The sequence below is a fragment of the Streptomyces sp. CB00316 genome (assembly GCF_001905595.1).
Taxonomy (GTDB): Bacteria; Actinomycetota; Actinomycetes; order Streptomycetales; family Streptomycetaceae; genus Streptomyces.
Window position 1 is genome coordinate 193,969 of sequence record NZ_LIXI01000004.1, and the last position, 14,387, is coordinate 208,355.

The 14,387-nt window shown below is 72.7% G+C and carries 12 protein-coding genes; 4 read left to right on the top strand and 8 right to left on the bottom strand.

Annotated elements, in window-relative coordinates; translation table 11 throughout:
• Positions 1-6 precede the first annotated feature (6 nt).
• Positions 7-246 carry a hypothetical protein gene (locus AMK21_RS12270; RefSeq protein WP_073877124.1) on the bottom strand — a complete coding sequence of 80 codons (240 nt, stop codon included), beginning with the start codon at positions 244-246 and terminating at the stop codon, positions 7-9.
• Between the two features lie 180 nt (positions 247-426).
• Here AMK21_RS12270 and AMK21_RS36865 point away from each other — a divergent pair, with 180 nt between their 5' ends.
• Positions 427-810, top strand: a complete 384-nt coding sequence (locus AMK21_RS36865) for a cold-shock protein (protein ID WP_006126557.1) — start codon at positions 427-429, stop codon at positions 808-810.
• A gap of 24 nt (positions 811-834) precedes the next feature.
• On the opposite strand, the gene AMK21_RS12280 is transcribed toward AMK21_RS36865, so the two are convergent.
• From AMK21_RS12280 to AMK21_RS12295, 4 genes are read right to left on the bottom strand one after another with little or no spacing between them, the layout of a single operon-like run.
• Entirely contained in the window at positions 835-1,713 is an 879-nt protein-coding gene (locus tag AMK21_RS12280; protein ID WP_073877126.1) for a 1,4-dihydroxy-6-naphthoate synthase, read from the bottom strand.
• A complete protein-coding gene (locus AMK21_RS12285; protein WP_073877129.1) occupies positions 1,703-2,404 on the bottom strand; it encodes a futalosine hydrolase in 702 nt (233 codons plus the stop codon). Before AMK21_RS12285 ends, AMK21_RS12280 begins: the two co-directional genes overlap by 11 nt.
• 42 nt (positions 2,405-2,446) lie before the next feature.
• The gene (locus AMK21_RS12290; RefSeq protein WP_073877131.1) at positions 2,447-2,926 is read right to left on the bottom strand and encodes a DUF2771 domain-containing protein; all 480 of its coding nucleotides are present in this window, start codon (positions 2,924-2,926) and stop codon (positions 2,447-2,449) included.
• A gap of 27 nt (positions 2,927-2,953) precedes the next feature.
• On the bottom strand, positions 2,954-4,405 hold the full coding sequence (locus AMK21_RS12295) for an MFS transporter (protein ID WP_073877133.1): 1,452 nt from the start codon (positions 4,403-4,405) through the stop codon (positions 2,954-2,956).
• Between the two features lie 428 nt (positions 4,406-4,833).
• On the opposite strand from AMK21_RS12295, the gene AMK21_RS12305 reads away from it, so the two are divergent.
• Together AMK21_RS12305 and AMK21_RS12310 are read left to right on the top strand one after the other, a co-directional pair.
• Positions 4,834-5,760, top strand: a complete 927-nt coding sequence (locus tag AMK21_RS12305; RefSeq protein ID WP_199863183.1) for a DUF3027 domain-containing protein — start codon at positions 4,834-4,836, stop codon at positions 5,758-5,760.
• 256 nt (positions 5,761-6,016) lie between these two features.
• Positions 6,017-9,241 (top strand): sacsin N-terminal ATP-binding-like domain-containing protein, encoded by a 3,225-nt coding sequence (locus AMK21_RS12310; protein WP_073877137.1) that lies wholly within the window; start codon positions 6,017-6,019, stop codon positions 9,239-9,241.
• A gap of 192 nt (positions 9,242-9,433) precedes the next feature.
• Here AMK21_RS12310 and AMK21_RS12315 read toward each other — a convergent pair whose 3' ends face one another.
• Positions 9,434-11,902: an HAD-IC family P-type ATPase gene (locus tag AMK21_RS12315; RefSeq protein WP_073877139.1), complete on the bottom strand. Its 2,469-nt coding sequence runs from the start codon at positions 11,900-11,902 to the stop codon at positions 9,434-9,436.
• A 151-nt stretch (positions 11,903-12,053) separates the two neighbouring features.
• Positions 12,054-12,371, bottom strand: a complete 318-nt coding sequence (locus AMK21_RS12320) for a DUF2530 domain-containing protein (RefSeq protein ID WP_073877141.1) — start codon at positions 12,369-12,371, stop codon at positions 12,054-12,056.
• Positions 12,372-12,581: 210 nt separating this feature from the next.
• On the opposite strand from AMK21_RS12320, the gene AMK21_RS12325 reads away from it, so the two are divergent.
• A complete protein-coding gene (locus AMK21_RS12325) occupies positions 12,582-14,036 on the top strand; it encodes an NCS2 family permease (RefSeq protein ID WP_073877143.1) in 1,455 nt (484 codons plus the stop codon).
• Here the strand turns inward: AMK21_RS12325 and AMK21_RS12330 are convergent.
• The gene (locus tag AMK21_RS12330; protein WP_073877146.1) at positions 14,029-14,298 is read right to left on the bottom strand and encodes a hypothetical protein; all 270 of its coding nucleotides are present in this window, start codon (positions 14,296-14,298) and stop codon (positions 14,029-14,031) included. The two genes, AMK21_RS12325 and AMK21_RS12330, sit on opposite strands and share 8 nt — an antisense overlap.
• Between the last annotated feature and the right edge of the window lie 89 nt (positions 14,299-14,387).

Sequence of the window (14,387 nt, forward strand, 5' to 3'; positions counted from 1 at the left end):
ACGGGGCTAGCCGCGGCCGGCGGCCCGCTCGGGCGAGCTCAGCCAGACCGAGCGCACGACGCCCGCTCCGGCGATCAGGAAGCCGACGCCCATGAACATGCAGACCCCGTACGCGATCGGAGGGAACGGCTCCGTGCCGAGGAAGAGCGGGGCGACCGTCACCAGAGTGGCCAGTGCGCCGACGAAGAAGACGATCGCGCCGACCTGAACGAGCCGGTCGCCGGCGCCTGAAGGAGTAGTGGTCACCCCACCAGGGTAGTTCCCTGCCCGGAGGATCACTCCGGCGACGTCTTGTCACCGGACGCAGGGCCATTAGCCTTGGACCAGGCGGGTCACGGTGACCCGCTGTACTGCTATCCGGAGCCGTTGCCCGTTGGCGAGCACGGCTCTTTCCGCACATTGACGAGTACGAGGACGGGGACAGACGTGCCCACCGGCAAGGTGAAGTGGTTCAACAGCGAGAAGGGCTTCGGCTTTCTCTCCCGCGACGACGGCGGCGACGTCTTCGTGCACTCGTCGGTACTCCCTGCCGGGGTCGACGCACTCAAGCCCGGCCAGCGTGTGGAGTTCGGCGTGGTCGCGGGCCAGCGCGGTGACCAGGCCCTGTCCGTGGTGGTCCTCGACCCCACCCCGTCCGTCGCGGCCGCCCAGCGCCGCAAGCCGGACGAGCTGGCGTCGATCGTGCAGGACCTGACGACGGTCCTGGAGAACATCACGCCGCAGCTGGAGCGCGGCCGCTACCCGGACAAGGCCGCCGGCGCGAAGATCGCGGGCCTGCTGCGGGCGGTCGCGGACCAGCTGGACGTGTAGCCGGAGACCGGAACAGGGACAGGGTCAGGGGAACGCCAGCGCGTCCGGGCCGAGGGGCGGTACGAGCCCCTCGGCCGCGGCGCGGGTGAGCAGCCCCCGGATCGCCGCGTAGCCGTCCTCGCCGAGGTCGGCTGTGAACTCGTTCACGTACAGCCCGATGTGCTGGTCCGCGACGGCCGGGTCCATCTCCTGGGCGTGCTCCTGGACGTACGGCCGGGAGACCTCCGGGTTGTCCCAGGCCAGCCGGACCGAGCTGCGGACCGAGTCGGCCAGGCGGCGCAGGGTCTCCTCGCCGAGGGAGCGCTTGGCGATGATCGCGCCGAGCGGGATCGGCAGGCCGGTGGTGTCCTCCCAGTGGCGTCCCATGTCGGCCAGGTTGTGGAGCCCGAAGTTCCGGTACGTGAAACGGGCCTCGTGGATGACGAGACCGGCGTCCACCTTGCCGTCCCGCACCGCCGGCATGATCTCGTCGAACGGCATGACGACGACCTCGCCGACCCCGCCCGGGACCATCTCCGCCGCCCAGAGCCGGAACAGCAGGTAAGCCGTCGAGCGCTCGCTCGGCACCGCGATCGTCCGGCCCGTCAGGTCGAGGCCCAGCTCCTTGGTGAGGACGAGCGGGCCGCAGCCCCGGCCCAGCGCCCCGCCGCACGGCAGGAGCGCGTACTCGTCCAGGACCCAGGGCAGGACCGCGTACGACACCTTCAGGACGTCCAGCTCGCCGCGCTCGGCCATGCCGTTGGTGATGTCGATGTCCGCGAAGGTCACGTCCAGCGCGGGCGCGCCGGGGACGCGGCCGTGGGCCCAGGCGTCGAAGACGAAGGTGTCGTTGGGGCAGGGCGAGAAGGCGATCTCGATCGGGGCCCCGGCCGTGGCGGGGGCCGTGTTCGCGTCAGTGGTCATGCCGGTTCCAACCTTCCAGTACGGGTCCGCTCTTCCCGAACGCCTCCGTGAGCGCGGCCAGCGCGTCGCCGATGCGCCAGGCGTCCCGGTCGCGGGGGCCGACGGCGTTCGAGACGGCCCGCAGCTCCAGGACGGGCACCCCGGCCCGCTCGGCCGCCTCGCCGACCCCGAACCCCTCCATCGCCTCGGCCAGCGCACCCGGGTGCGCGGCGAGCAGGGCGGCGGTGCGGGCGGCGGTGCCGGTCACGGTGGAGACGGTGAGGACGGGGCCGGCGGCGGCGCCGGTGGCCGTCGCGACCTCCCGTACGAGTGCGGGCGGGGGCACGAAGCGGTCCCGGCCGAAGCCGAGCGAGGTGACGGGCAGGAACCCGTCCGGAGTCTCCGCACCCAGGTCGGCCGCGACGATGTCGCTCGCCACGACGAGCGAGCCGAGGGGGGCGGCGGGGGCGAACCCGCCACCGATCCCGGCGGAGACGACGAGCCCGTACGGCTGCGAAGCCGACGCCGAAGCCAGGGCGAAGGCCGCCGCCGCAGCGGCCGCCGACGGCCCCGCACCGCCCGCCAGGACGTCGAACGCACCGCTGCGGTGCAGCTCGGCCCCCGGGACGGCGAGGGCATCCGGCGTGCCCCCGAACGCACGCGTGACCGCGTCCCGTTCCACCGGGACAGCGGTCACGACGAGCACACGCACAGGGAGAGCCTCAGGGCCTCGGAGAACAGGGGGCGGGGAAGGTCAGGACGTCTTCTTGAGCTCGAACTGCCAGATGCCGGTGAGCTTCTTGCCGTTGGTCTCCACGATGGAGACGTTCGTCTTGCTGGCGGGCTCGCCCGTCTGGCTGGCGAAGAAGGCGCTGCCGGGGATCGTCCGGTAGGTCTTCTCGAACGGCTCCTGCTCGGCCTGCTGGCCGTTGATGAAGAGGGTCCAGCCCCGCTCGGCGATCTCGGGGTCGACGCCGAAACGGACCTTGTCGTCCATCGCGACCTCGATGGTCTTCTCAGCCTTCTTGTTGAGGCAGCCCTGGATCAGCGATTCCTTGATCGCCTCACCGTCGTTGTAGCAGGCCGCCTCGGAGTTCACCGACGTCGTGCCGACCGTCACGGTGGCGAGCGGCGTCGGCTTGTCGCAGGCGGACAGGACAAGGAGTCCCGCGGACACGGCACCAAGAGCGACGCCGATTCGACGGCCCTTACCGGAGAAGAACGCAACGGTCATGGGCCGAAGGCTATCGGTCCCGTCCGCTCACGCCACGCGGGGGTGCGGCGAGCCGCGCCGCTCGGACCCCAGGAGGCCCCGTACGGACGTGGCCGCGCCGAGGGCGAGGATGCCCGCGGCGACGGACATGCCGAGCGCCGCGTTGAGCGGCAGCGCGATCCCGATGCCGCCGCCGACCACCCACGCCATCTGGAGCAGGGTCTCGGACCGGGCGAAGGCGGAGGTGCGGACCTCCTCGGGGACGTCCCGCTGGATCATCGCGTCCAGCGACAGCTTGGAGAGGGCCTGGGCGAACCCGGCGACCGCGCCGAGCGCGGCGACCGCCGCGGTGGAGAAGAAGATCGCGGCGAGGACCGCCGTGCCCAGGGCGAGCCCCAGCACCGTCGCGATGATCACCTCGGGCCCGCGCGCCCGGAGCCAGGCGCCCACCGCCGTACCGCAGGCGTTGCCGACCCCCGCCGACACGCCGACGATGGCGAGCGAGACGGCCGCGCTCTGGCCGGCCATCGGGTGATCGCGCAGCAGGAACGCCAGGAAGAAGATCAGGAAGCCCGAGAGGGCCCGGTGCGCCGCGTTGGCCTGGAGGCCGTGGAACACCGACCCGCCGACGGACCGGAGGCCGGGCGGCCGCTCCTTGGCGGGCTTCTCCCCGTTGCCGCTGCCGCCGTTCCTGCCGCGCTTCGGCTTAGGTTCGGGGCGCCGTTCGGGCTCCGCACGGTGGGGGAGGTGGGGGTGGTCCTGCGGGTCGATCAGGCGGGCCCGGCGCTCTCCCTTGGCGGAGTCCACCTTGGGCGGCATCGTGAAGGCGAGGAAGGTGCCCACGATGAAGATCGCGCAGGCGCCGTAGAGCGGCCAGGCGGAGCCGATGGTCTGGAGGCCGGCCCCGATCGGGGCCGCCACCCCCGTGGCCAGGAGCCCCGCCAGGGTGACCCGGGAGTTGGCTTTGACCAGGGAGAACTTCGGTGGCAGCAGCCGGGGCACGACGGCGCTGCGCACCACCCCGTACGCCTTCGAGGAGACCAGCACCCCCAGCGCCGCCGGGTACAGCTCCAGGCCGCCGGTGGCGACCGCCCCCGACATGGTGAGCGCCAGCAGGGCGCGGGCCAGCATCGCGCCCGCCATCGCGGCCCGGCGGCCGTGCGGCAGCCGGTCCAGCAGCGGGCCGATCACCGGGGCGAGCAGGGTGAAGGGGGCCATGGTGATGGCGAGGTAGAGCGCGACCCGCCCGCGCGCCTCGTCGGTCGGGACGGAGAAGAAGACCGTGGAGGCGAGGGCGACGGTGATCATGACGTCACCCGCGCCGTTCACCGCGTGCAGCTCGATGAGTCTGCCGAGGCCGGATTCCCCGGCTCCATGGGCGTGCGTCGCCTTGCGGATACCGCGCGCCGTGCCGGTGAACGGGGTGCGCAGGGCACGACCCGTCGCCCGTCCCGCCCTGCGGAGCGGGCCGGGACCGTCGTGCGACCTGGCGGCAGTCACCCCGTCATAGTGCCCCAACCCTGGCCGGTATGAACGGTGATCGGCTGCGGACGCGCGCGTGACGCCCTGTCGGACCAGTGGGGCCGGGCGGCCGGAACGCCGGGGCGGGACGGGGCCGCGCAAGGCTCCCGGGGGCGGCGGTGGCCGGATTCGGAGAGACGGATACGGCACGTTTGGGACGGGCAGGTGGGCGCGGAGCGGCGGAGAGGGTAGCGTGCGTAACGCGCCACCGGCGGTTGTTCTTGGCCGCGCGCCTCTCCGCGATCCCGCAGAATGGGTGGCAGAAGGCGCGCCCGAGGCAGGCACAACGGGTGTGGACGTCGACGCGGCCCCCAGGTCCGCTCCGCCCGCAACTGTCTGGCCGAAAACGGCAATCGTGCAGCAGCTGGCGCGCTCGTGAGACTGGCGTATGGAGAGAAGCGAGACCTGTGAGTGCTGCGACGACGCGAAGCCGTACGGCCCGTACCCCCGTCCCCGACCGCCTGTGCGCCGAGGCGGTAGACCTCGCGCGCGCGGCGGCGGAGGAAGCCGCCGCCCCCGGCGTGGTCGGTGAGCATGCCGGTGTGGTCTCCGAGGGGGACCGCGTCGTCACGCATTACTTCGAGTCCAAGGAGCCCGGCTACCGGGGCTGGCGCTGGGCCGTGACCGTCGCGCGGGCCTCCCGCGCGAAGAACGTCACCCTGGACGAAACGGTGCTGCTGCCGGGGGCCGACGCGCTCCTGGCGCCGCAGTGGGTGCCGTGGAGCGAGCGGCTGCGCCCCGGAGACCTGGGCCCCGGCGACCTGCTGCCCACGGAGGCGGAGGACCCGCGCCTGGAGCCCGGCTGGACGGGCGAGGACGAGCCGCCGCCGAACTCGATCGTCTCCGAGGAGCTGGCCGAGCTCGTCGACGCGGAGGACGCCGAGCTGACGGACCGGCCGGTGGCGATCAGCCGCGGCTCCATCGCCGCGGTCGCCGACGAGCTGGGTACGCGGCGGGCGCGGGTGCTGTCGAGGTACGGGCTGTACGAGGCGGCCGACCGCTGGGACGAGGCGTTCGGCCCGAAGACGCCGATGGCGCAGGCGGCGCCGGCGACGTGTGTGAGCTGCGCGTTCCTGATCCCGATGGCGGGTTCGCTGAAGCAGGCCTTCGGGGTGTGTGCGAACGAGATCAGCCCTGCCGACGGGCATGTGGTGTCGCTGGCGTACGGGTGCGGGGGGCACTCGGAGGCGGCGGTGATGCCGACGCCGCCGAAGCCGGCGGCGCATGCGCTGGACACGATGCGGGTGGACGAGTACGCGTTCCGCTCCGAGCGCGACGGCGGCTCGGTCCCGCCGGAGCCCGACGGCGCGTCGGAGGACCTGGGCCACTCGTAGGGGCCGCGTTCAAGCCCGTCCGGTTCGAGGACGGACCCGTCGACGTGGCGACGTGGATGCGGGTCGCCCACGCGGGGTGCTGTGCCCGAGGTTCCTTGTCTCGCGAGCGCCCACCCGGCCGAGGGTTCCGTCCTCATACGCCGGACGGGCTCGGGTTGGCTGGGGGCCGGGTCCGCGTGCACGGTACCTTCGGGCGCACACTGGGCGGCACAGGGACGCCACCCACACCACGGCGGACGGAGTCGACAGCGTGAGCATGAATGCGACCGAGGGGGCCGATCCGTTCGGGACGGCGCGGCTGCGGCGCGGCGTGCTCGACGCCTGGGGCGCGGGCCCCGCCCGCTTCCGGGAGGACGCCAACGCCGAGGAGGACCTCGCCCTCGGCGGCTACCGCGACCGCCTCGTCGTCGAGCTAGCCCAGAACGCCGCCGACGCCGCCGCCCGGGCGAACGTCCCCGGCAAGCTCCGCCTCACCCTGCACCCCGCCGCCCCCGGCGACCCCGACGGACGCTGCGTTCTCGCCGCCGCCAACACCGGCGCCCCCCTGGACGCCACCGGCGTCGAGTCCCTCTCCACCCTCCGGGCCTCCGCCAAGCGTGAGGGCCACGAGTCCGCCGTGGGCCGGTTCGGCGTCGGGTTCGCCGCCGTCCTCGCGGTCAGCGACGAGCCCGCCGTGCTCGGCCGCCACGGAGGCGTCCGCTGGTCCCTGGCCGAGGCGCGCGAGATGGCCCGGAACGCGGCCGTCGGCTCTCCCGGCCTCGGCGAAGAGCTGCGCCGCCGCGACGGCCACGTACCCCTCCTGCGCCTCCCGCTGCCCGCCGAGGGCACCGCCCCCGAGGGGTACGACACCGTCGTCGTGCTGCCGCTCCGCGACGGCACCGCCGAGGACCTGGCCGCCCGGCTGCTGGCCGCCGTGGACGACGCGCTGCTCCTCACGCTGCCCGGCCTGGCCGAGGTCGTCATCGAGACCCCGGACGGGGTGCGGACCCTGAGCCGCTCGGCTGACGGCCCGTACACGCACATCGACGACTCCGCGCACGGCCTGAACCGCTGGCGCACCGTCCTCCACCACGGCCCGGTGGAGCCCGCCCTCCTCGCCGACCGCCCGGTCGAGGAGCGGCTGCGCCCGCACTGGTCGGTCACCTGGGCGGTCCCCGTCGACGAGGTGGGCGCACCGCTCCGCCCCCGTACGGCCCCGGTCGTCCACGCCCCGACCCCCACCGACGAGCCCCTCGGCATCCCCGCCCTGCTCATCGCCTCCCTCCCCCTGGACACCGCCCGCAGGCATCCCGCGCCCGGGCCGCTCACGGACTTCCTGGTGGAGCGGGCGGCCGACGCGTACGCGGAGCTGCTGGGCGCCTGGCGGCCCGTGTCGACCGGCACCATCGACCTGGTCCCCGGGCCGCTCGGCAAGGGCGGCCTCGACGGCGCCCTGCGCGGCGCGATCCTGGCCCGGCTGCCCCGGGTCGCGTTCCTGGAGCCCGCCGCGCCCCGGGACCCCGAGGCCGATCAGAGCTGGGCCGACGACTGGGACCGGGACCAGGGCCAGGACCGTACGGCCGGCACCACCGCCCCCGGCACCACCGCCCTCCGCCCCGTCGAGGCCGAGGTCGTCGAAGGCGTCGGAGCCGAGACCGTACGGGTCCTCGCCGAGGTGCTGCCCTGTCTGCTGCCCGCAGGCCTGGAGCGCCGCCCCGAGCTCCGTTCCCTCGGCGTCGCCCGCGTCCCCCTGACCGAGGCCGTCGATCGCCTCGCCGGGCTTGAGCGCGACCCCGCCTGGTGGCACCGCCTCTACGACAGCCTCGCGGGCATCGATCCCGACCGCCTCACCGGCCTCCCCGTCCCGCTCGCCGGCGGCCCGGAGGACGAGCAGGCGGGCCGCCCGCCGCGCACCACCATCGGCCCCCGCCAGGTCCTGCTGCCCCTCCCGGACGCCCTCACCGGCCCCGTGCTGGCCCGTCTGGCCCGGCTCGGCCTCAAGGTCGCCCACCCGGACGCCGTCCACCCGCTGCTGGAGAAGCTCGGCGCCCTGCCCGCCACGCCCCGCGCTGTGCTGACGACCCCTCAAGTGCGGGCGGCGGTCGCCGGATCGCTGGAGGCGGGCGAGATCTGGGACGAGGACGCGCTCGACGGCGACGAGCTGGCCGAGACCGTCCTCACCCTCGTGCGCGACGCCGAACTGGCCCCCGGCGACGAGCCCTGGCTCGGCGTGCTGTCCCTCCCCGACGAAGAGGGTGAGCCCGCCCCCGCGGGTGAACTCGTCCTCCCCGGAAGCCCGTTCGCCCAGATCATGCGCGAGGGGGAACTGGCTCTCGTGGACGAGGAGCTGGCCGACCGCTGGGGTGAGGCGCCCCTCACCGCCTGCGGGGTGCTCGCCACCTTCGCCCTCGTCCGGGCCACCGACGTCGTCCTGGACCCGGACGAACTGGAGCCCCGCGACAGTGACTTCGCCGAACCCGACGACGCCGGGCTGCTGGACGCCGTCGACGTGTGGTGCGAGGACCTCCTCGACCAGCTGCCTCAGACCCCGGTGCCGCCTGTCGCCACCGAGATCGTCGCCGTACGGGATCTGGACCTGGTGGACGACGACGCCTGGCCGCAGGCGCTCGCGATGCTGGCGCAGCCGCCGCTGCGCGACGCGCTGACGCAGCCGGTGCGGGTGCTGCTCCCGGACGGGACGACGCGGTCCGTGCGCCCGTACACCGCGTGGTGGCTGCGCGACCACCCCGTACTGGACGGCCGCCGCCCCGCCGGACTGCGCTCGGCCGGCGGCGACCCGGTCCTGGCCGGGCTGTACGACGCGGTGGACGCCACCGGCTTCGACGACGCCCAGGTGCTGCGGGCCCTCGGGGTGCGCACCTCGGTCGCCGCCCTCCTGGACGAGCCGGGCGGTGCGGCCGAGCTGCTGGGCCGGCTCGCCGACGAGGACCGGCCCGTCACCCCCGTACAGCTGCACGCCCTCTACACGGCGCTCGCCGAACTCGACCCGGACCAGGTGACGCTGCCGGACGAGCTGCGGGCGGTGGTCGACGGGGACGTGGCGGTGGTCGACGCGGCGGACGCCGTGATCGCGGACGCCCCGGACGTGCTGCCGCTGACGGAGGGGCTGCCGCTGCTCCCCGTAGCCCCTTCCCGGGCCGCCGAGTTGGCCGAGCTGCTCCAGGTGCGGCGGCTCGGCGAGACGATCGAGGCGGGCGTGACGAGTGAGGGCGAGGAGCACCGCGTACCGGGGTCCGTCCGGGCCCTGCTCGGCCCCGTCACTCCGGACACGTACATCGAGCACCCCGAACTCCGCGCGGGCGGCGTGGAGCTGGACTGGCGCCGCACCCGGGACGGGGTCGTCCACGCGTCCACCCTGGAGGGCGTCGCGGCCGGGCTGGCCTGGGCGGCGGGCCAGTGGCCCCGCCGCTTCGAGGTCGCGGCCCTGCTGGAGGACCCGTCGCGCACGGAGGAGCTGGCGCGGGACCGCTGGTTCGACTGAGGGGCATCGACGGAGAACGCCTTCATGGAATCTTCGTGATGGTGTACGACCCTTCACCTGAGGCGGGGGTCTGTTCTGTCGAGTGATCAACTGACAGACCGGACCGCCTCGTGGGTACGCGGAGGTAGCGACCGGCACAGGAGAAGCCCCGGGAGGTCTCGGCCTCCCGGGGCTTCTCCGTCCGTCCGGCCCTCAGGCTCCGAAGCGCCGGCCCACCAGACGCCAGCTGCACTCCAGTAGCGCGGCCGCCGCCGCCGCGATGCCGACCGCCGTCCACGGCATCGTCGTGCCCACCAGCTTCAGGGCGAAGAAGTCCTGGAGCCACGGCACCACGAGCACGATGAGGAAGCCGAGCCCCATCGCCGCCACCAGGCCGATGCGCCACCAGGTGTACGGGCGGGCGATGATCGCCAGGACCCACATCGAGGTCAGGAACAGCGTCAGCGTCGCCGCGCTCGTCTCGGCCTCCAGGGCGCCCGGCCCGGAGTAGTGGTGGCGGGCCACCAGGTAGGTGGTGAAGGTGGCCGTGGCCGCGATGACGCCCGAGGGGATCGCGTACCGCATGACCCGGCGTACGAAGTGGGGCTGGGCGCGCTCCTTGTTCGGCGCGAGGGCCAGGAAGAACGCGGGGACGCCGATGGTCAGCGTGGACAGCAGCGTCAGGTGCCTCGGCAGGAACGGGTACTCCACCTGGGTGCAGACCACCAGGATCGCCAGCAGCACCGAGTAGACCGTCTTGGTGAGGAAGAGGGTCGCGACGCGGGTGATGTTGCCGATCACCCGGCGGCCCTCGGCGACGACCGACGGCAGCGTCGCGAAGCTGTTGTTCAGCAGCACGATCTGCGCCACGGCCCGCGTCGCCTCGGAGCCGGAGCCCATCGAGACCCCGATGTCGGCGTCCTTGAGCGCCAGGACGTCGTTGACGCCGTCGCCCGTCATCGCGACCGTGTGGCCGCGCGACTGGAGGGCCGCCACCATGTCCCGCTTCTGCTGCGGGGTGACCCGGCCGAAGACCGCGTTCTGTTCCATGGCCGTGGCCATGTCGTCCGGGTCGGCGGGCATCTTGCGGGCGTCGAGGGTGTTCTCGGCGCCCGCGAGGCCCAGCTTCCCGGCGACCGCGCCGACGGAGACCGCGTTGTCGCCGGAGATGACCTTGGTGGCCACGTTCTGCTGGGCGAAGTACTTCAGGGTCTCCGCCGCGTCCGGTCGCAGCCGCTGCTCCAGGACGACCAGGGCGGTGGGTGTGGCACCCTCGGCCGCGTCCGGGGCTTCGAGTCCGCCCCGTACGCGGGCCAGCAGCAGCACCCGCAGGCCCTGCTCGTTGAGGTGCTCGATCTCGGTGAGGGTCGCGTCGCCGTCGGGGAGCAGGACGTCGGGGGCGCCGAGCAGCCAGGCGGAGCGGGTCCCGTCGGTCTCGGTGAACGCCGCGCCGCTGTACTTGCGGGCCGAGGAGAACGGCATCGCGTCGGTGACCGCCCAGCCGTCCTCGTCGCCCGCCGGGTACGCGTCGATGATGGCCTGGAGGCTGGCGTTGGGGCGGGGGTCGGAGGAGCCGAGGGAGCGCAGCACCTGGTGGACGTAGGCCTCGTCGCTCCCGTTGAGCGGCCGGACCTCCGTGATGTCCATGCCGCCCTCGGTGAGGGTGCCGGTCTTGTCCAGGCAGACCACGTCGACCCGGGCGAGCCCCTCGATGGCGGGCAGCTCCTGGACCAGGCACTGCTTGCGGCCCAGGCGTACGACGCCGATGGCGAAGGCCACCGAGGTCAGCAGGACCAGGCCCTCGGGGATCATCGGGACGATGCCGCCGACGGTCCGGGCGACGGAGTCCTTGAAGTTGTTGTCCTTCACGACGAGCTGGCTGATGATCAGCCCGATCGCCGTCGGGACCATCATCCAGGTGACGTACTTCAGGATCGTGCTGATGCCGCTGCGCAGCTCCGAGTGGACGAGCGTGAAGCGCGACGCCTCCTCGGCGAGCTGGGCGGCGTACGCCTCACGCCCCACCTTGGTCGCGGTGAACGCCCCGCCACCCGCGACGACGAAGCTGCCGGACATCACCGGGTCGCCCGGCTTCTTGAGGACCGGGTCGGCCTCGCCGGTCAGCAGGGACTCGTCGACCTCCAGGCCGTCGGTCTCGGCGACCGTGCCGTCCACGACCACCTTGTCGCCCGGGCCCAGCTCCACCACGTCCCCGAGGACGATCTCGTGGGTGGAGATCTCGGCGGCGACCCCGTCACGCCGTACGGTCGGCTTCGCCTCGCCGATCACCGCGAGGCTGTCCAGGGTCTTCTTGGCCCGCCACTCCTGGATGATGCCGATCCCCGTGTTGGCGACGATCACGAAGCCGAAGAGGCTGTCCTGGATCGGCGCCACGAACAGCATGATCACCCAGAGCACGCCGATGATCAGGTTGAACCGGGTGAAGACGTTGGCGCGGACGATCTCGGTGACCGAGCGCGAGGACCGCACGGGCACGTCGTTGACCTCGCCCCGCGCCACCCGCTCGGCGACCTCGGCGGTGGTGAGGCCGGTGGCGTCGTGAGCCGAGGGTGGCAGGTCCACGGGATGCACGGGGTCGAGTTCCGCCCCCGCGTCGATCATGGCCGGCCGGGAGGGTCCGGGGGTCTGCTCCCCGGAGGAATCGAGTGCCCGCTGCGTCATGGGTTAGACGGTACGGGCGTGAGGTACGGATCACCCGCCGGGGGGTCGAAGATCCGACCTGGGGAGGAGCAAGTCGGCCCCGTGGTCGTACCGGGGCGGCGAGGTCCCCGTACGGAAGGGCTCGGGTATCTGGCGCCGGTACGGGAGGACGTCAGCTCTCTCGTCCCCGTACGTGCGGACTGACGTCCGCCGCCCCGGCCGCGGCGGCGTCCTCGGCCTCCGCCTGGGCCGCATGCCGTTTGAGGGCGGCGTCACGCCCGCGGACGTACCAGATGCCGATCAGCCCGAGTCCGGCTCCGGCCAGCGGGGTCCACACCCACCAGGTGTGCCCGCGGTCGGCGAACCAGCCGTAGAAGGGGAGCTGGGCGAGGAAGAGGACGAACCAGAGGATCGTGCCGCCGACGACGGTGGAGACGACGGGGCCCTCCAGGGCCTCGGGCGCCTCGTGCTTCGGTGTCCACTTCTCCATGAGTTCAGTGTATGGGCCCACCCGAACGGGGGTGCGCCGGCCGGTGGAGCCGAGGCGCCGCGCGGGTCTACGCGCGGAGATAGCGATCTTCGCCTTATGTATTCATACTGAATCTGCTTTGGGCTGGCTCGATTTGTTCGTCTGAACATCCAGTTTCGATCGCCTCTCGCCCTTTTGCCCCCACTCCTCTACGTACGACTGAGGTCACCCATGCCCCCCTCGGCCACCGCTCCGGTCGACTCCCCGCAGCCCTCGGCACCGCAGCCCACCGGCGGCGTGGACCGGTTCTTCAAGATCTCCGAGCGGGGATCGACCGTCGGGCGCGAACTCCGCGGCGGGTTCGCCACGTTCTTCGCGATGGCGTACATCATCGTGCTCAACCCGATCATCCTGGGCAGCGCGAAGGACATGTACGGCAACCAGCTCGACAACGGTCAGCTGGTGACCGCCACCGTGCTCTCCGCCGCCTTCTCCACGCTCCTGATGGGCGTCATCGGCAACGTGCCGATCGCGCTCGCCGCCGGGCTGGGCGTCAACACGGTCGTGGCCCTCCAGCTCGCCCCCCGGATGAGCTGGCCGGACGCGATGGGCATGGTCGTCCTCGCGGGCATCGTGGTCATGCTGCTGGTCGCGACCGGGCTGCGGGAACGCGTGATGAGCGCCGTACCGCGCTCGCTCCGCAAGGGCATCGCGATCGGCATCGGCCTCTTCATCCTGCTGATCGGCCTGGTCGACTCCGGCTTCGTCTCGCGCATACCGGACGCCGCCCTCACCACCGTCCCGCTCCAGCTCGGCGGCGACGGCCACCTCACCGGCTGGCCGATCCTCGTCTTCGCGCTCGGCGCGTTGCTCACGCTCGCGCTGATCGTGCGCAAGGTGCCCGGCGCGATCCTGATCTCGATCATCGCCATGACGGCCCTGGCCCTGGTCATCGACGCGGTGGCCGGCCTGCCCGAGGGTGCCTGGGGCCTGACGACGCCGTCGTGGCCGGGCAATCCGGTCTCGGCGCCGGACTTCGGGCTGCTGGGTGAGGTCAGCCTCTTCGGCGGCTTCGGCAAGGTCGGTTATCTGACCGGCGTCCTCTTCGTCTTCACCGTGCTGCTGTCCTGCTTCTTCGACGCGATGGGCACCATCCTGGGCGTCGGCGACGAGGCCGAGCTGATGGACGAGAACGGCAACTTCCCCGGCATCAACAAGGTGCTGTTCGTGGACGGCATCGCGGTCGCCGCGGGCGGTGCGAGCTCCTCCTCCGCCACGACCTGCTTCGTGGAGTCCACCGCGGGCGTCGGAGAGGGCGCCCGCACCGGACTGGCGAGCGTGGTGACCGGTCTGCTCTTCTCGGTGGCGCTGTTCCTCACACCGCTGGCGACCATGGTCCCGTCGCAGGCGGCCACGCCCGCCCTGCTGGCGGTCGGCTTCCTGATCATCGCGGGGTCCGTACAGGACATCGACTGGAGCGACTACACGCTCGCGGTCCCGGCGTTCCTGGCGATGGTGATGATGCCCTTCACGTACTCGATCACCAACGGCATCGGCATCGGCTTCATCGCCTTCTCCGTGCTGCGTCTGGCGGCGGGCCGGGGCCGTGAGGTCCCGATCGCGATGTACGTCGTGTCGGCGGTCTTCGTCTTCTACTACGCGATGCCGGCGCTCGGCCTCACGTGACCGGAGGCGTCACGCTCCTCCTGGGGTCGACCGGAGGCGTCACGCCTCCCCTGACGTCGATCGGGGGCGTCACGCCTTCCCCGGAGTCGCCGTAGAACTTCTCCGTCTCGTCGACGGCCGCCTTGAAGCGCTCGTCGAAGTCGTCGCGAATGAGCGTCCGGACCACATAGTCCTGGACGCTCATTCCGCGTTTGGCGGCGTGCTGCCGGAGCCGGTCGAGCAGCTCACCGTCTATCCGCAGGCTGAGCACTGTCGATCCCATACCGAGCAGGGTCGCCGCCCGGGGGCGCTTTTCGCGTCACTTTCCGCTTCCGCCTCACTCGTTCGGGTGATCCGTTTCTCGCGCGTACC